At 47.3% G+C, this 16,693-nt stretch carries 18 protein-coding genes; 8 read left to right on the forward strand and 10 right to left on the reverse strand.

Annotation, left to right across the window (positions count from 1 at the left end):
* The first annotated feature begins 103 nt into the window (after nucleotides 1-103).
* Nucleotides 104-490 carry a hypothetical protein gene (locus Q1A08_RS18720; RefSeq protein ID WP_299775773.1) on the forward strand — a complete coding sequence of 129 codons (387 nt, stop codon included), beginning with the start codon at nucleotides 104-106 and terminating at the stop codon, nucleotides 488-490.
* A gap of 171 nt (nucleotides 491-661) precedes the next feature.
* Complete coding sequence (locus Q1A08_RS18725) at nucleotides 662-850, forward strand: hypothetical protein (protein WP_299775774.1); 189 nt, start codon at nucleotides 662-664, stop codon at nucleotides 848-850.
* Nucleotides 851-1,534: 684 nt separating this feature from the next.
* Here Q1A08_RS18725 and Q1A08_RS18730 read toward each other — a convergent pair.
* From Q1A08_RS18730 to Q1A08_RS18750, 5 genes are all read right to left on the reverse strand, one after another.
* Complete coding sequence (locus Q1A08_RS18730) at nucleotides 1,535-2,737, reverse strand: Nramp family divalent metal transporter (RefSeq protein ID WP_299775775.1); 1,203 nt, start codon at nucleotides 2,735-2,737, stop codon at nucleotides 1,535-1,537.
* 104 nt (nucleotides 2,738-2,841) lie between these two features.
* Nucleotides 2,842-3,342 carry a midcut-by-XrtH protein gene (locus Q1A08_RS18735; RefSeq protein WP_299775776.1) on the reverse strand — a complete coding sequence of 167 codons (501 nt, stop codon included), beginning with the start codon at nucleotides 3,340-3,342 and terminating at the stop codon, nucleotides 2,842-2,844.
* Between the two features lie 81 nt (nucleotides 3,343-3,423).
* Nucleotides 3,424-3,930: a midcut-by-XrtH protein gene (locus Q1A08_RS18740; protein WP_299775777.1), complete on the reverse strand. Its 507-nt coding sequence runs from the start codon at nucleotides 3,928-3,930 to the stop codon at nucleotides 3,424-3,426.
* 25 nt (nucleotides 3,931-3,955) lie between these two features.
* The gene (locus tag Q1A08_RS18745) at nucleotides 3,956-4,816 is read right to left on the reverse strand and encodes a sterol desaturase family protein (protein ID WP_299775778.1); all 861 of its coding nucleotides are present in this window, start codon (nucleotides 4,814-4,816) and stop codon (nucleotides 3,956-3,958) included.
* 33 nt (nucleotides 4,817-4,849) lie between these two features.
* Nucleotides 4,850-5,572, reverse strand: a complete 723-nt coding sequence (locus Q1A08_RS18750; protein WP_299775779.1) for an acyltransferase — start codon at nucleotides 5,570-5,572, stop codon at nucleotides 4,850-4,852.
* A gap of 228 nt (nucleotides 5,573-5,800) precedes the next feature.
* On the opposite strand from Q1A08_RS18750, the gene Q1A08_RS18755 reads away from it, so the two are divergent.
* Complete coding sequence (locus tag Q1A08_RS18755) at nucleotides 5,801-6,163, forward strand: hotdog domain-containing protein (protein ID WP_299775780.1); 363 nt, start codon at nucleotides 5,801-5,803, stop codon at nucleotides 6,161-6,163.
* Here the strand turns inward: Q1A08_RS18755 and Q1A08_RS18760 are convergent.
* The gene (locus Q1A08_RS18760) at nucleotides 6,160-6,696 is read right to left on the reverse strand and encodes a midcut-by-XrtH protein (RefSeq protein ID WP_299775781.1); all 537 of its coding nucleotides are present in this window, start codon (nucleotides 6,694-6,696) and stop codon (nucleotides 6,160-6,162) included. The two genes, Q1A08_RS18755 and Q1A08_RS18760, sit on opposite strands and share 4 nt — an antisense overlap.
* A gap of 226 nt (nucleotides 6,697-6,922) precedes the next feature.
* On the opposite strand from Q1A08_RS18760, the gene Q1A08_RS18765 reads away from it, so the two are divergent.
* The gene (locus Q1A08_RS18765) at nucleotides 6,923-7,540 is read left to right on the forward strand and encodes a class I SAM-dependent methyltransferase (protein ID WP_299775782.1); all 618 of its coding nucleotides are present in this window, start codon (nucleotides 6,923-6,925) and stop codon (nucleotides 7,538-7,540) included.
* A 114-nt stretch (nucleotides 7,541-7,654) separates the two neighbouring features.
* Nucleotides 7,655-8,896: a methyltransferase domain-containing protein gene (locus Q1A08_RS18770; RefSeq protein ID WP_299775783.1), complete on the forward strand. Its 1,242-nt coding sequence runs from the start codon at nucleotides 7,655-7,657 to the stop codon at nucleotides 8,894-8,896.
* A 43-nt stretch (nucleotides 8,897-8,939) separates the two neighbouring features.
* Here the strand turns inward: Q1A08_RS18770 and Q1A08_RS18775 are convergent, their stop codons facing one another.
* From Q1A08_RS18775 to Q1A08_RS18785, 3 genes are read right to left on the reverse strand one after another with little or no spacing between them, the layout of a single operon-like run.
* Nucleotides 8,940-10,037, reverse strand: a complete 1,098-nt coding sequence (locus Q1A08_RS18775; RefSeq protein ID WP_299775784.1) for a prenyltransferase/squalene oxidase repeat-containing protein — start codon at nucleotides 10,035-10,037, stop codon at nucleotides 8,940-8,942.
* A 1-nt stretch (nucleotide 10,038) separates the two neighbouring features.
* On the reverse strand, nucleotides 10,039-10,794 hold the full coding sequence (locus Q1A08_RS18780; RefSeq protein ID WP_299775785.1) for a class I SAM-dependent methyltransferase: 756 nt from the start codon (nucleotides 10,792-10,794) through the stop codon (nucleotides 10,039-10,041).
* Nucleotides 10,795-10,799: 5 nt separating this feature from the next.
* Nucleotides 10,800-12,101 (reverse strand): glycosyltransferase family 4 protein, encoded by a 1,302-nt coding sequence (locus Q1A08_RS18785; protein WP_299775786.1) that lies wholly within the window; start codon nucleotides 12,099-12,101, stop codon nucleotides 10,800-10,802.
* A gap of 200 nt (nucleotides 12,102-12,301) precedes the next feature.
* Here Q1A08_RS18785 and Q1A08_RS18790 point away from each other — a divergent pair, with 200 nt between their 5' ends.
* The 3 genes from Q1A08_RS18790 (at nucleotide 12,302) to Q1A08_RS18800 (ending at nucleotide 15,649) form a co-directional block, all read left to right on the forward strand.
* Nucleotides 12,302-13,189, forward strand: a complete 888-nt coding sequence (locus tag Q1A08_RS18790) for a helix-turn-helix domain-containing protein (protein WP_299775787.1) — start codon at nucleotides 12,302-12,304, stop codon at nucleotides 13,187-13,189.
* A gap of 373 nt (nucleotides 13,190-13,562) precedes the next feature.
* Nucleotides 13,563-14,960 (forward strand): amino acid carrier protein, encoded by a 1,398-nt coding sequence (locus Q1A08_RS18795; protein WP_299775788.1) that lies wholly within the window; start codon nucleotides 13,563-13,565, stop codon nucleotides 14,958-14,960.
* 86 nt (nucleotides 14,961-15,046) lie between these two features.
* A complete protein-coding gene (locus Q1A08_RS18800; RefSeq protein WP_299775789.1) occupies nucleotides 15,047-15,649 on the forward strand; it encodes a hypothetical protein in 603 nt (200 codons plus the stop codon).
* Between the two features lie 5 nt (nucleotides 15,650-15,654).
* On the opposite strand, the gene Q1A08_RS18805 is transcribed toward Q1A08_RS18800, so the two are convergent.
* Nucleotides 15,655-16,644: a hypothetical protein gene (locus Q1A08_RS18805; protein ID WP_299775790.1), complete on the reverse strand. Its 990-nt coding sequence runs from the start codon at nucleotides 16,642-16,644 to the stop codon at nucleotides 15,655-15,657.
* Nucleotides 16,645-16,693: the final 49 nt, after the last annotated feature.

A 16,693-nucleotide genomic window follows, 5' to 3' on the forward strand; every position in this document is an offset into this window, starting at 1 on the left:
CTCGCTTGGGTATCAATCGCCGGTGAATTATGAAAAACTATGTGCATGAAAGTGTCCACAAAAGTGGTAGCAGATCACCACCTCTGCTTTGGGCGTTATACCAATGTATGAATCAATAGATACACCGAAGCCAGAATTGTGGGCTGTTACAGCAAATATTGTAAAAACGCGAGAATTTGGCAGCGAGAAAGAACGTAGAAATGGCACAAGGTTTTTTTCAGGTGGTGCCAAGGTATTTGTTGTAGCTGTATTTTGTGGTGCGTGCGTTGATGTGATTGTTGTTGGGCGTCACCGGGGCTCAAAAAAATATATCCATTCGGTAGTTAAAGTGAATTTATTGGAAAACCTCAGGCTTAATCCTATATATAGCCCGAAGGTTCATGAGCTGGCCTCGAATATATCAGAAAATGGGGCGTGGGTGACTACCTCGAAACAAGATGCCCAAGAAATTTTAACTATTTTGCCTCGTTGGCAGGCGAGTTGGGTATAACAAGCGGCTGTAGTCGCCTCACGGGGGTTGGGGCGGCCTTTCCGTTGTTTGTTTATGCGCTTTTCGCTACGCTAGCGCACACTATTAGCTACAAGTCCGCCCCTAAGCCGAGCGTTATATGTACATGAGGTACCCACTATCAAGCTAACAGAAGAACAAGCTTATCTAGCTATGTTTTCCTTTCTGGAAGAGTATTACAGCCTGACTAAGTCCGATGATGTCGGAGCACTGCTGGGCAGTATGACCTTGCTGAATGATGGAACTTCATCTGATCCAGCAATAATTGAAGACTGGAAAGAGGCTGTGAATCGTACTTTGGAAGAAGGTATAGATGCCAAACTTACAATCAAAAGCACATAACATGGCAAAGCAGTGGGCGTCGCAAATCGTCACACCCTTTGCTTTCGCGAAGGCTGCGCCAATTTACTTCGACCGCTGTTTTCGGCGTTATGTGTAAAAGATAATTATGAATTTCAAGTTCAAATGGTACAGCATTCATATACTTGCGATAGCAACGCTACTATTTCTCGTTTATGGTATTTTAATGAACATTAGATTTTTTCTGTTTAACCTCGAGTTTTCGGATATTTCTGATATTGAAATTCGCTTTGTACCAAAACTAGTTCTTCCCGCTTTTTGTTTTTGGGTGTTTATGCTTCGTGACTACTTTAAAAAGCGTCGGCCATCTATCCCAAAGTATTGGGGCTGGTGCTTGGTTGTGTTTAATTTCGCATCTTTGCTTGCCTATTTTACATTAATCTGGAGGCCGAAAGCGCGTGAAGTTAACGCATAACAAGTGCCGGCTAGCGACGTTGCAAAAAGCGTAACTTGATCTGTAACCACTTTCATAGACAACAATTTACTAAACACAAACCTAGCCTTATTTTCTTTCCTGGCTGCGTTGAAAGAGTGATAAATATTACTGATAAAGACCAGTTAATAGAGGCTAGGGCTAGGTCTGCGCACGGCTTGTATTGTAGAAACTAAAATAAAGAACTGGCGCCACCATCTTCTTGCAGCGCCACCAATTTGCTTCAGGCACGCCTAAAACAAGCTATACAACTTATACAAACCAAGACAAGAAACCAAAATCACTACAAATCCGCCTAGACAGTTGGCTAGTGTGCCGTTTTTATAGGTACCCAGTAATTTCTCTTGGTTCATGGCGAGCAATAAAAATATCGCAATTAATGGCAGCAGTAAGCCATTGGCCGCCTGGGCAAAAATAATCGCTGCTAGTGGTTTGGTGCCGGCGATAGCGAATACTGCACCGGTTAGCAATACCACAAACCATACAGCGCGAAAGCGTAGATTGTTAAACTCCGTCGACCAGCCCAAGGCGCCACATACGGCAAAAGCGGCGGCTAGTGGCGCGGCAATGGCGCTGGTCAAACCTGCGGCCAGCATGCCAATGGCGAAGCAATACTTTGCGGCCGGGCCCAGTAGGGGTTCTAGTTGTTGAGCTAGCTGTGCCGCTTGAAAGCTATCGCTCTGGCCAAAAAAGGCTGTTGCTGAGGTGGCGATAATAGCTAGGGTTATCAAGCCACCAAAACCAATTGATAGCCCGGTATCCCAGCGGCTATTACTCAGTGCTGCATCTATATCTTGCTCGCCAGATTCCTGGAAAGATTTGCTTACGCTGCTGGCGTGCAAAAATAAATTGTAGGGCACTACGGTGGTGCCAATCAGGGCAATCACCAATAGTACGCTGCCATCTGGAATGCTAGGGGTAAACAGGCCTTTTAATATGCCAGCCCAATCTGGGTCAACCCAAAATAAAGTTAGCAAGAAAACAAAACTCATTAAAACGACTAATGCAATGAGCGATTTTTCGATGAGTTTGTATTGCCCGCTGGCCAGCAAGGCAAAAGCCAGCAATGCAATAATGGCAGCGGCGGCTTGGTTGGAAAGCTCAATCGCGCTATTAATACCCAGCGCGGCACCAGCGATATTGCCGGTCTGATAGGCTGCATTGCCAAGGCCAATAGCCGCTACAATAAGGAATATACTCAGGTTTTTTAGCTCTGGGCTTTTAAAGCTAGAGCGCACTGCCTCTGCTAGGCCTTTGCCAGTCACCAAGCCTAATCTGGCCGCCATCTCTTGCAATACGATGGTAGCGAATACGGAAAACAGCAATGCCCATAATAAGGCAAAGCCAAAACCTGCCCCGGCCTTGCTGGCGGTGGCTACCGTACCGGGGCCGATAAAGGCTGCAGCGACTAATAAGCCGGGTCCGAATTTTTTCATGGTGAGTGTTTGCCTATCGATTATTAAGAATTGATATTTTACAGAGAATGTAGAGATTTAAAACTGAGGGCCGCGCCTATATTGGGGTATAGGCGCGATGCATTTTAAATGCAGTCGATGTAGCAGGTATTGCCGGCAGGGATTAAGGTGTTAACTGAGCACTGTTGAAACATAGGAGGCTCTGGCATACGGCCATTGTTGGGGCAGCCGCTTGGTAGTTGAATGCTTTTAATTTCTAAGGTGATACCGCTGTCATTGCGATAGTCGTTACTGGTGCCGCCTGAAATTGTATGACTATTTTGTGTGCGGCCGTTAATGGCGATAAAGTTGCCGCTGGCTTGGCTGCTTTCAATTATGCTAATTCCGCTACCTGCGCCAAACAGGATTAGGGATCCAGCTGCTAACAAACCAACATGCAGTTGAGCATGTCCTTTGGCTTTAAACCTATAGGCTACATAGCCGAGTAAGCCACCCAAAAGCAACAGCAGTGGAGCGCCAAAAATGGGGACTTCTTGCGGGCTTGGCGGACCAATAACAATTTGTGCATGGCTGGCTTGGCTAAACAGGAAAAGAGCAGCAATGCTGCCTAAAGCTCGAAGTTTCATAACTCACCTTATGATTTTAGTTTTTGCCCAGCCTTGCTGGGTGCATATATTGAATTTGGAATTGCTACACTAACTACAGAATTACAGGCAATCGATACGACAGCGTTCGCTAGCCGGAATTAGAACCCCGACTGCGCATTGTTGTACGCCTGGAAGGCTGGGTATGGGGTTGTTGGGGCAGTTGCTGCTCGGCAAGTTTATGCTTTTAACTTCAAGCGTGATGCCGGTATCGTTTCTATAATCGTTAAGATCACTTGGCAGAATGTTGTAGCTGTTGTCACCTTGTAGAGTGATGACTACAAAGTTTCCGGCCGTCGCTTCAGAGTACTGAACGAATCCGATACCACCGCCTAAGGACAGTAAGGCTGTGGCTCCAGCTAGCAATAAGCCGCTTTTTAGTCGGATAAGCTTTGGTCCGCGAAAACGATAAGCAATATAGCCTAAGAGGCCGCCAAGAATGATTAATAGTGGGGTTCCCATGATGGGCACTTCTTGGGCAGCCGGGGCGCCAATGACAATTTGGGCTGAGGCGAGCTGTGAAAACAGGCTAAGACATAGAATAGAAAAGCACAGGGAAAGAATGCGCATCTGCAGAACCTCTAAGACATCATTTCTAGTTATTGTTGTTATTTTGAACTCTAACAGATGATATGAAGGCTGTCGATACAGGCGACATCAGAAGTCGTGAGGCTTGGTTTTCTTCTGGCGCTCTCAGGTATTCCAGCCCTAATTGACGCTCGTCCAAATCATCCTTGGGTAGCCTTTTCGCCGTTCTAAACAGGTGGTCATAGATCGACAAAATAGTACCGTAATTGCTATCGGTATAATGCCGTTCACTGAGGTGATGCACCCGGTGGAAATTAGGTGTTGCGATAACGGTTGCCAGAATCTTATCCAACCAATCGGGCAGTAAGGTGTTGGAATGATTAAAGGCGATGAGCAGCATGCGAATAACAGGGTGCCATACCGCTACCATAATAGGTACGCCAATAATGACCATAAACGGAGCCCCTAAAAAGCTATTCACGATAAGCTCTAGTGGGTGATGGCGATGTGCGGTGGTGGCATCAATTCTAGTGTCTGAATGATGGGTGGCATGCAGGCGCCATAGTAGCGGAATGCGATGAGCAAACCTGTGCAGCATGTAGTCAATCAACTCATAGGCTAAAACACCGGGAATAAAATAATAAATCCAGTGCCTGTCGGTTTTGCTTAACGGCGCTGCCCAACTAAACGCTTCTTGCAGCCATTGCCCGATGGCTTGGCTAAAGGGAAGTAAAACCGGCTCTAAAGCGTAAACAACTAGCAAGGTGTTTAGTGTGGCTAGGAATAAATTACCCGGCCAACGTTGCTGGATATTTTGACTGCTGCCAGATCTTTTGTTGATATCATCCCAAAGCAAAAACAACATCATGCTAATGATGGTGCCAGCGATAATGACTAGCTTGGAATTGTGAAAAAGAAAATCAGACAAGGCTCGCTCCGCAACAAGTAGTACCTAATGGCCTCAATGGCTGTTGTTGCGGAAGAATACCGATTTTAACCAGCCAAGGGTACTATTATCGCGCATTACCCAGCGGTCGAGGTCTTGTTGATTTTGTTGGTAGAAGTCGCCGTCTTGAAACATTAGCTCGCGTTTCAGCATGCGGCGATTAGGGTTGAGCTTTTTTATTACCTTGGCGGGGTTACCACCAACCACAACATTATCCGGCACGTCTTTAACCACAACTGAGCCTGCGGCAACCACAGAGTTTTCTCCAATGGTGACCCCTTTGCCCACTTTGGCGCCGTGGCCAATCCAAACATTATCTTTCAATACAATGGGCTTGCTGCAGCGAAATGGACGAAGACGATTGTATAGGCCATGCCAGTCACTATCCGCAATATAGCAATCGGCTGCGAACATACAGTTATCGCCGATGGTAATAGAAACTGCCGAGGTAATGGTTGTGCCAGGAGATAGCAGGCAGTAGTTGCCTATTTTGATTTCACCATCAAGGTTCTTGCCGCTCCATGAGGTTAACCGTACAGGGTTGTAGTTAGAACTGATAATGTGCGGGTAATCCCCAACGTGAATATTGCGGCCAAACACCTCCACAGTTCTGGGTTTTAAAATAGCAGCGCCTTTGCCAAGGTGATCGAACTGCGGGCGCAGAAACCTTTCAATCCACCAAGCTTCAAATCGGCTGACGATATTTTTTAACCAAAAGGGGCGATGCTCTTGTCTCACGGTGTTTTTCCAGTTTTTTATATGTCCTAAGCATATCAGTTTGGCTGGCTTGGGTATGTGGTGTATTTGCACAAATTCAGCGCGTACAAGCTGTTTTTTTGAGCGTTCTTGCGATCTACTGGTGCGCAAATCACTTGCAGCAGTGCTGTGGTGCGCAAGAATAATGAGCTGGCTAATTGGCATACATCTTGAAGTACAGCTTACAGAATATGTAAGAAAAGGTGTCCAATGAAGTATTTAAATCGTCGCGCTGTAAAACATGCTGACTTAAACCCTGCGGCCAAATTATTTGGTGGCGCACTATTAAGCTGGATTGATGAAGAGGCAGGAATTTACGCAAGTTGCCAATTAAGCACTAAGCGATTGGTTACCAAATATATGTCCGAGATTAATTTTTTATCATCGGCGGTTTTGGGGGATATTGTTGAAATCGGGATTGAAACAGTGGCGGTGGGGCGAACGTCGATTACTCTAGCCTGTGAGGTAAGAAATAAAGAAAGCAAGCAGGGGATTATTCGGGTGGAGCAGATTGTGATGGTGGCAGTAGATGCCCAGGGCAAGCCCCGGGCGCATGGAATTGAAAAAGCTTAAGGACCATTACAATCAATTGCACAAAAACTGCCGTCAGCGATGGTGGCGCCAGCGGTACATCGATTGGCGGTTGGGGAGTCAGCGCAAGCTCCTGGCAAGCTAATGCTGATGACTCGTAAAGTAATACCGCTATTATTATCGTATCGATTGTAACCATCGTATACGTTCATGCCTTCACTATCACCGTTAAGAAAGATGCTGTGGCTAGCTTGGCTGTTGCCGGCAATATTTACGCTGTGGTTGCTATTTATTCCAGCTTCCACTTTGATTGCGGGGTAAAGTGCTGCGCTAATGCTGGCAAATCCAAGAACGCCACATAAAATCGCTAAAGAAGTGCGTTGTGCTTGTTTAGTAAACCCCAGCTTATAGGCTAAAAAGGCCAGGAACCCGCCTAGTGCGATCAGTAGAGGAGCGCCAAAAATGGGGACCTCTTGTGCAGTTGCCGGGCCTATTACGATTTGTGCATTTGCACTTGAACAGATAAAGAACAAAATAAAGGCAAGCGCTGCCTTTGTTTGGTGCTTCACAAGCATGGGGTCACTCCTAAGTATTGTTTTGATTGATGTGCGCGGAGTGTATCTAGCTTAACGTGATGTTCTCAACCACTATTACTAGTGTTTAGCGTTAAAAGCGAGACTTGGCGCAACTTTTGTGGCGTTTATGCGCTGCTAATTGAAGTTTTTTGGCATTGCTTTGCGCTGGTTTTCGCTATTAAATGCCTATCTTCGTAAAGCGGTTAAGCTATTTTTAGGAGCAAGCATGAGCATTGAGCTACCCATCGATATTGATCAAATTAAGGGCTTTTTAGCCGAAGATGAAGGGGAGGCGCTGTTCAATTTTGCCCAGCAATCGGCTCAGCTAGGCCCGGTACTGGAAGTGGGTAGCTACTGTGGTAAATCGACGGTTTATTTAGGTGCGGCCTGCAAGGGAAGCCCCAATGTTGTCTACGCCGTTGATCATCATCGCGGTTCTGAAGAGCACCAATTGGGTGAGGAATACCACGACCCAGATCTGTACGATAGCGGTGTCGAGTTGATGGATAGCTTTAAGGCTTTTCGCTCTACCATGCGTGCGGCTGGCTTAGAAGATACCGTGGTGCCGATTGTGGCAAGCTCGGCTTTGGCCTCCAAAGGTTGGAACACGCCACTTGGTATGGTGTTTATCGATGGCGGTCACAGTGAAGAAGCCGCTCAAACGGATTATCGCAGCTGGGTATCCCATATTAAGCCCGGCGGCATCTTAGCGATTCACGATATTTTCCCTAACCCGGCGGATGGTGGCCAGGCGCCATACAATATTTGGAAGCTTGCTAAGGCATCTGGCCTATTTGAAGAGTTACCGATGGTGAATACTCTGGGCTTGTTCCGCCGTAAGTAATCGCCTTCTGTTTTAAGGCAGCCAGCCGGCTGCTATTTTCCTTTTTAATTCATCCAAATTAGCGCAGAAGATAAAATCTGTTGAAATATATTAGTGCTAATATATTATGCTCTAATGAATAATAAAAACACCTTAGAGTCAGAGCTTGGCCTAGGTCAGGCTTTGCGCCGTCTGCTTGATCTTAGTGATAACGATATGGACAGTTGGTATCAGCAATTGTCTTTCCCCTATCGGGCGCGTTATACCCCCCTATTAAGATTGCTTGCCGATGGCCCGCAGATGGTGGGGCAGTTGAGTGAACAGCTGGCTGTTACCCAAGGTGCGGTTAGCCAAACGGTTCGTCTTATGCTGGACGATGGTTTGATCGAAAAAGCTGCCGGTAAGGATGCTCGCCAGAGTGTGATATCTCTTAGTGCATCCGGTAAAGAAGCTTTGGAGCTATTGCGGCCACATTGGCAAGCAATGCTGCGAGCTGTGGATCAATTGGAATCTGAGCTTGGCTGCCCCTTGCGCGATAATTTAAGCGCTGCGGCTGAAGCTTTGGAGTTAGAGCCCTTCAGTGAACGAGTAGAGCGACAAAAAATGGCGCCTATAGAAAAACGTCCGGCTGCTGTTCAACAACAGAACCCATTTTCGATTGCCTCTGCAGAATATCAAAAATTTCGTCCCAGCTATCCAGAGCAGTTAGGGCAAGCCCTTGCTGAGTTGTGTGAGCACCATGATGTGGCCGTTGATGTTGGTTGTGGTAATGGCCAGTTAAGTACAGTGCTGGCGGCTTATTTTAAAAAGGTCATTGCTGTAGATAATAGCGCGGAGCAAATTCAGCATTCCCAGCAACAAGAAAATATTACTTACCAAGTAGGCTCTGCGGAATCTCTGGGTGGCGATATTCATGGTGCAGGTCTGATTGTTGCAGCCCAAGCCGCCCATTGGTTTGATCTAAATAGCTTTTACGGGGAGGCTCGTCGAATTGCTAAGCCCAACGCAAGCATCGCCTTAATTAGCTATGGTGTGCCCTATATTGAAGGGCCGTTAAACGCTATTTTTCAGCAGGGTTATTGGCAAGATTGTTTTTCTTATTGGCCCAGCCAGCGTCGCCCTGTCGAAAACGGTTATGCGGATTTGTATTTTCCTTTCGAAGAAACAAACTTGCCTAATGTGAGCATTGAGCAAGAGATGAGCTTTGAAGAATTGCTTGGCTATATATCCACTTGGTCGGCCTATAAGGCGGCGCAGAAAAAAGATGAATTGGCGGTATTTCACAGCTGGTTTGAGCGCTTACAAAAGCAGTGGGGTGATAAGCCAAAACAAAAAGTGCTTTGGCCTATTGCGGCGAGAATTGGCAAGCTAAGCTAATTTGGATTTCTCAGCTTAGCTTTTATCCTAAAAAATTTGCCGATTAGGCTTCTCGTGCCGCTTGTTTTTCGCTAAGTGATTTTTCATTACTTTTACAATCATAGCGTTGAAACTGGCAGCACTGAAAGATATCCCAAGCGGCGGTGTGCTGGGTTAGTGCATCGGCCGCAAGTAAAATGGCGCCTGCTGTCCAGGTAGTTTTCTCTTCTGGCCAGATGATTTTTTCTTTGTATTGATAGCCTGTCCAATAAGCGCCGTCGTTATTGTCGCGCCATTGATGTAACCAGCTGTAAACTTGTACCGCTTTTGCATGTTCGTCTGCCGCTAACAAGGCCATGGTTAGCTCGCAAGATTCGGCGATGGTTACCCAAGGTTCGTCGCTCACACACAAGCAGCCCATATTGTCCCGCACAAAGGTATCCCAACGTTCGGCAATACGTTTTTTGGCAGCTTCTCCTGTGATAGCACCTGCAAGAATTGGGTAAAACCAATCCATCGAAAAGCGCTCTTTACTCTCCCAGGTGCGGTCGAAATACTCAGGGTGATTAGCTAATGCCGTGCCGAGTTTTTCATAGGCTTGTAGGTAGCTGCTGCAGTCTTCATCAAGTTCTTCAGCGATAGCGATGGCACATTCAATACTTTTGTAAACCGAAGAGCAGCCTGTAACAAGTGCATCTTTAAAGGCGCGGCCATCGGGTTCTATAGCCCAATAGATTTCACCGGTGGGTGCTTGCAAGGATACGACAAGATCGATCGCCTTCTTAACGGCCGGGTACATACGTACCAAAAAGTCCCGATTCTGGCTGATGCGGTAATGGTGCCAAACGCCAGTTGCGATATAAGCAATAAAATTGGTTTCGCGTTTTTCTTTGTAGACTTCTTTGCCGTCTAGATAATTAGCGTACCAGCTGCCATCAGCTAGCTGATTATCAGCTAGCCATTGATAGGCTTTTTCGGCCGCCTCATATTCGCCCGCAATAGATAAACCCATAGCGGCTTCGCTGTGATCCCAAGGGTCGGCCTTATGGCCTTCAAACCAAGGAATCAAGCCGTCTTCAAGTTGTTGGCTAAGAATATAGTCAACGGTTTTGCGAAGAAATTGTTCGGGGAATAAACCCTTGCTTAGCAATAAACCGTCCATCTTATTCGCCTGTTGTTGCGGCATGTGTTGTTGCGGTTGTCGCCGTTGGGTCTTTCTTAAAATACATCACGATACTCTTACCCATGATGGGGTTTAAGATTTTGTCTAAAGCCTTGGTGAGTAATGGCTGCTGCATTAAATCCCAAACTAAAAACTTATGATAATGACGCAGCGCCCATACTTGATCATCTTCTTGGCCCCAGTATTTACACTTCAGCCACCAGTAAGGAACGTGCAGAGCATGTGCCCAGTGGCGGTAATAGCGTGACCAACCTAAGTCTTCTACCTCTTGGCGCAAATGCATGGCATTAAAAATGCGGATATGGCCACCGGGGGTGCGGTGATAGTCTTCGCTTAAGCGCCAGCAGATATCTTCCGGCCAAGCGCGTGGTACGCTGATAGCAATTACGCCATCGTCTTTTACAACTCGCTGAAGTTCTTTTAATACGCCTTGGAAATCTGGAATGTGCTCCAGCACTTCAGAGCAAATCACTTTATCGAAGCTATTGTCTTCAAACGGCAGCTCTAGAGCATTGGCGGTTTGAAAGTGCAGGCTACGATTTTTGTTTTCTGGGTCAACAAATTGTTCGGCTCGCTCACGGGCGGTGGCTAAATCTTTTTCGCTGAGATCAACGCCAATAGCTTCTACATCGGCATGCAAGTATGCCCCGATAGTGTGACGTCCTTCGCCGCAACCGACATCTAAAAATCGTTCGCCGTTTTTTAATTCAAGGCGATCAAAATTAATGGTTTGCATAAATCCTATTTCCGTTCGGCCAGCATCTGTTGGTAGTATTGACCGAACTGTTCTGCGGCAACCTTCCAGCTAAATTTTTCTTCTATTCGTTCACGACAGCGTAAGCCCATCTCTTTTCGGCGCTCAGGATCTTGCAACAACTCAGCAATGGCCTTACTCAAGGCTTCGGCATTACCGGCTGGTACTACCACGCCAACATCACCAACAATTTCAGGGAGGGCGCCACCGTCACTGGATATTACCGCAGTGCCACAGGCCATGGCTTCGCCTGCCGGTAGGCCAAAGCCTTCATATAAAGAAGGTGAAACGGCGATGCTAGAGGCGTTGTAGTGCTGCACTAATTCTTCGGTACTGATACCCGATACAAAACGCACCTGCTGCTCTAGCTTCAGCTTCTTTAACTGCTTAGCGGTATCGCCATCTTCACGCAGTTTTCCGACCACAAGTAATTGCAGCTCAGGAAAATTCTCGCGCAAATTCGCCATTGCATCTAATAAATAACGCAGGCCCTTAAGGGGCTGGTCGGCTGAAGCTGTGGTGATGAGTTGCAGAGGTTGTTTCTCAACGTCGCTACGTGGTCGAAAGGTTTCTGTATCGATGCCGTTATAGACTAGGCTAATGCCATCACTGCTAATATCAAAAGCATCAGCAATATCATGGCGTGATTGCTCAGATACCGTAACGATATGGTTTAGCTTTTGAACCACACGCTTTTGCATTCTTAGAAAAGAATGCCAGCGTTTTACTAATAGTCGATCTTTCCAACCTTGGGCGGCATTCAGTGCCAACTGGCGATCCCGGGTAATTGGGTGATGCACGGTGGCGACTACCGGTAGGCCGCGCTTTTGAATGCTCAGCAGTCCCCATCCGAGGCACTGATTGTCATGCACCAGATCATAGCGGTGGCCGTGTATTTTTAAATACTTAGCGGCGCGGCGACTGAAGGTATAAGGCTCCGCAAAGCCACCGGTTAACATGCTCCACCATTCAAAGGTGTCACTGAAAGATTTCAGATGTTTTGGGCGTAAAGCGGTGACATGGTTGGGGGCACTAAATAGATCCAAGCTTGGCATCTGGATCAGCTTAACGCGAGGGTCTAGATCTGGATAAGGAGGCCCGGATATCACATCCACTTGATGCCCAGCGTCTACCAAAGCCTTACTGAGATACTTGATATAAATACCCTGGCCGCCAACGAAGGGCGCGCTGCGGTAGCCCAGCAGGCAAATTCTGAGGGAGCGTTGTGCGTCGGTATCGGCACGGTTATTGGCATTGCTATCGGCAATGTTTTGGCTAAAGCTGTTCACGATGGATAAAGGCTGCTTTTCTGGCTGCTAATTGCGCTCATTGTTAGCGCCGAAGGCGGTAACAATGACTCTGTGAAATTGCCGCACAGTGTGACACAGCCTATAATCCCTCGGCAATTCCCTCACAGGTAATGACGATCACCTGAAGTAGGGGGAGCTCATTCCTAAAGGTAGTGCTGCCAGGGCAGCTGGGGGAAACATTGAGCCAAGACGAGCTCTCAGATAAGTCCGAGTTAGATGATCAGCCGCAAGAGGCCGCATTTGGACGCATGCTTAAATTTTGGCGCTCCCAAAGTGGTCTATCGCAAGCCCAGCTTTCCGCACGCTTAGGTACTTCTAGCCGCCACATTAGCTTTCTTGAAACCGGTCGCAGCCGGCCCAGTCGCGCTATGGTCCAGCGCTTGCAGCAAGAGTTTGACTTGTCTTCACGTGAGGGTAATTTGCTGCTGCAATCGGCGGGTTTTTTACCTAATAGTGTCGCGACTCGGCAGGTCTTGGGTGAACGCCTGAAGCGCCAAATGGGCTGGATGTTAGAAAAGCACGAGCCTTACCCTGCGTTTATCGTGAATGATCTTGGTGATGTGCTGTTATTTAACCGTGCCTGGTTAAACCTCATGCAGCAGGCGGGTTTGAAAGCGGGTTGTGAAGCCAGCGGTATTCAGATGAATATGTACCACCTGTTTTTCTCAGAAGAAGGCATGCGCTATGTGATTGATGGCTGGGAAGATTTTAGTTGCGCTTTATTAATGCAGGTAAAAGAGCAGCAGCTACTGACCAATGACAGCAAGCTTAATGAATTGATGGAGTGGTTAGAGGCTTATCCAGGTATACCAAAGAATTGGTCAGAGGTTGCCAGGCAGGTGCGCTTTGATTCAAGTTACGATATTCGCGTGACTTTGCCGCAAAGCGATTACTCTATGAAAACGGTAGTCACCGCCATTGAGCCCATCACTTTAAGTGCAAATGGGACTTTTAAACTTCACAGTTATTTTCCGGGCGATTTAGCAACGCAGCAGTGGTGGCAATCGGCGGCGACTCGCAAAGCTTATGGCGAGCTAAAACATCCGCTTCTAGCAACTGCCACCTAGACAGCAATAAAGCTTAGTGATCGCCGTGATCTACACGCTCATCGATGGCATATGCCAACAAAGCTCCGACAGTCAAAATCGCAAAAATTCCCGCCATGAAAACGATCATTACAGCAGCGGTTACAGTCATTGTCTTCTCCTCGACAGATAATTAATGGGTTTTCTGTATGGCTAAGACTACGCCTGTGCTTGGCTTAGCTTATTGATTCACGTCAACAATTGCTCCGCTATATTGAATTTTGCTAATTTACGTGTAAGCCTTTATTTTAAGTGCTTTTGAGTAATCTGTGCCGCTGGTGTTTGACCCCGGCTGAGCGGCCTCATAGACTGATGCCCGCATGCCCATACTGGCCACTTAAAATAAGAACTTAATATGTCCCTAGCCGAGTTACTCCCCCGTATTGAAACCGCTTTAAATCAATTTGCCGATGCTATGTGGAGCACACCGCTGGTAGTGCTATTAGTCGGTGGCGGTTTGTTTTTCGCGATCTATTCCAGATTGCAGCCCTATCGTCATCTTGGTCATAGTGTTGCGGTATTGCGAGGTCGCTACGATGACCCGAATGCGCCGGGGCAGGTTTCCCATTCGCAGGCTTTGTCGACAGCTTTGGCAGGCACCATGGGGCTGGGCAATATTTCCGGTGTTGCTATCGCCATCGCGGCTGGTGGGCCTGGTGCAATATTCTGGATGTGGGTAACCGCGGTTATTGGCGTGGCCACAAAATTCTATACCGCTTCATTAGCGGTGATGTTTCGCGGTAAAGACAGCCTCGGGGAAACTCAGGGCGGTCCGATGTATGTCATTCGAGAGGCTTTACCTAAGGGTTTCTTGCCGTTGGCTTATTTGTTTTGCTTAGCCGGAATGATCGGAACCTTGCCGGTGTTCCAAGCTAATCAGTTTATCCAGCTGCTGCGTGATGCCGTTGCGATTCCGGCAGGCTGGGCCACCGCTGAAAGCCATATCGGTTTTGATTTTATTGCCAGTAGTTGTGTGGCCTTGCTAACGGTGGTGGTGATCATTGGCAAGATTCAGCGAATTGGGCGCTTAACAGTGCGCTTGGTGCCGGCTATGGTGGTGCTCTATTTGCTCTTTACCGCCGTGGTGCTGTTCCAATACATCGATCAAATTCCAGCGATGCTGGCGTTGATTGTTAGCGATGCTTTTACTGGACAAGCCGCTGCCGGAGGTGCTTTAGGCACAGTGATTATGATTGGTGTGCGTCGTGGGGCATTCTCTAATGAGGCGGGTATTGGTACTGAATCCATGGCCCATGGTGCGGCCAAAACCGATGAGCCTATTCGTGAAGGCGTCGTAGCAATGATTGGCCCGGTAGTAGATACCCTAGTGGTTTGTACCTGTACCGCACTGATTATTTTGCTGACGGGCGTGTGGCAAGATCCAGTGGCCGGGGCTGGAGTGACTATGACCGCGACCGCGATTGAAAAGGTATTTCCTGGTGGTGGAATCTATTTGCTACTGGTCATGGTGGCTTTATTAAGCTTTAGCACCATTGTTACTTACTGGTTCTATGGTGCTAAGTGCTTGGGCTTTTTAATAGGAGCTCAGAGGCAGCATTATTATACGCCCTGCTACATTTTCTTGATTGTGCTTGGTGCTGTCGTCTCGCTCGACGTGGTGAATGGATTGCTGGTTGGGGTTTATGCCATCATGGCGATTCCAACCATGATCTCTAGTTTCGTGTTGGCCCCCAAGGTTAATGCGGCCGCTAAAGATTATTTCCGACGTTTGAAAGGTGGAGAATTCGATTAGCCGCTTGTCATAAAGTGTAAGGAAACTTACTTGATCTGTAAGGCGTCTATCACTACATTGGACCTCTAGTACAAGGAGGTATTCTGATGGATTTGGTATTTCAAGCAAGCTGGCCAGCCCTCTGGGCAGCATTGCTAAGCCCGCAAGGCATCATTGCGAGCTGTTTGTTTTGTATTGGGGTGTTGGGTTTTCTGCTGTTTCAAGATATAGGGGAAAACTTGCGCTCTTCGTTGCTGTCGCTAGCGCTTTTTGCATTGCTAGCATTGGCCTATTCTTATTTGCAGTTCAGCCAGCCAGCTATCCCCCCAGCACTGGCTAGTGCTCCTCCTATTAACGCAGCTGCTCCAAAGGAAATTAATAGAGGTATCATTACTCGCGGAGAAGGTGGTTTATCTTCTGACGAAGCGGGTTATATCTATATCGGGCGATACCATAAAAGAAATTGGCAAAGCGCTTTGTTTAACGATCCTGAGGGGCCGCTGCGAACAGGTGATGTTTTGCAGCTGAACACTCATCGCGAGATGTTTGCCTGTGCTCCATACCGCAAGAAGATGCTAGATTTGCGCTTTACCTACTGCAAGGAGGTCATTGGGCAGGCTCAAGCCGAAGACAATGTGCGAGTCGTAAGACCGCCTATTATCGTGGGCTTGAGTAATGTTTGGGTTTACGTCACTAAGGTGAGTGGTTAGCGCTGTTAGCAGTCAGTACCGGTGCAAGTTAGTAAGTAAGGGTCTCTAATAGAGCCGCCTAGACTTGCGTTGGCTTCATCTGAATAGCCACCAATTTCCATTAGCCATAACCAAGAGTGAACTCGCCAGCCTTCTGGGTCGCGTGGTAAATCTAGTTCTTTTTGCTCCATCGTATCGAAGATGCAATTTAAATTGTCTTTAGTGATATGCAGCCGAAAGAACTGTTCTTTGCTGAAAGTCTTGTTGTCGAAGCTGTCGCTATAAATCGATTTTTCAAAAAATCGGCACTGCTCATCACTTTCTTCGGCAGCAAGAAGTGGTGCAGAAACAAAAGCTGAATATCCATCGTGAGCACTGAAGGCGGGGTAGACTCCGCGCATATCGTACAAATTGGCTAAGACACCGATAATTTGCCCGCTGTCGTTTTGTAAATAAACCACCATAGAGGATTGCCCAATCGCTTTTCCTTTGGGTGAATTGGTGTCGCGATAAAACTGCGGCAGGCGATGGAAAAACTGAAATGTCAGGCTCCAGTCTGCCTCATTGCTCCAAGGCCTCGGTGCGTCTTCGATGTCATAAAGGTATTGGTAAGCACAGTGTGGGCCTCCGCCGTTAACAGCTTGCCAGTCAAATTGCCAAGTATTAATCATGCAGCCCGCCTGGTAGCCGTGCAGTTGGATGGCGCTGCTCCCAGTCGGAGGTGCTAGGTCAAACTCCCCAAATTGGTTTTCGGCGTCGGTATGAAATCCCGTGTAATAACCGACATCATAGCTAATATTTTGCTCGGCAGCGTTTGGACCTAAGTGTCTGATAAAAAGCTGCGGCTTATTAGCTTCATAAGGATCAACAGTTATTAAGCCGTTTTGAACAACGATATGATCTTCTGGTGAGCTAATAAATTGTGGGCTGGTGTAGATTTGTCCGATTTGCGCGTGGGCGTGATTGATGGCAAGCCCCGACACTAAAAGAGAAGCAAGTGCAGATCTAAAAAACATTACTTTGGTGTCCATTCCAGAAAATTTGTCTTCAGTTTATATCAGGATG

It is taken from the genome of uncultured Pseudoteredinibacter sp., from assembly GCF_947500695.1.
In the GTDB taxonomy this organism is placed as follows: Bacteria; Pseudomonadota; Gammaproteobacteria; order Pseudomonadales; family Cellvibrionaceae; genus Pseudoteredinibacter.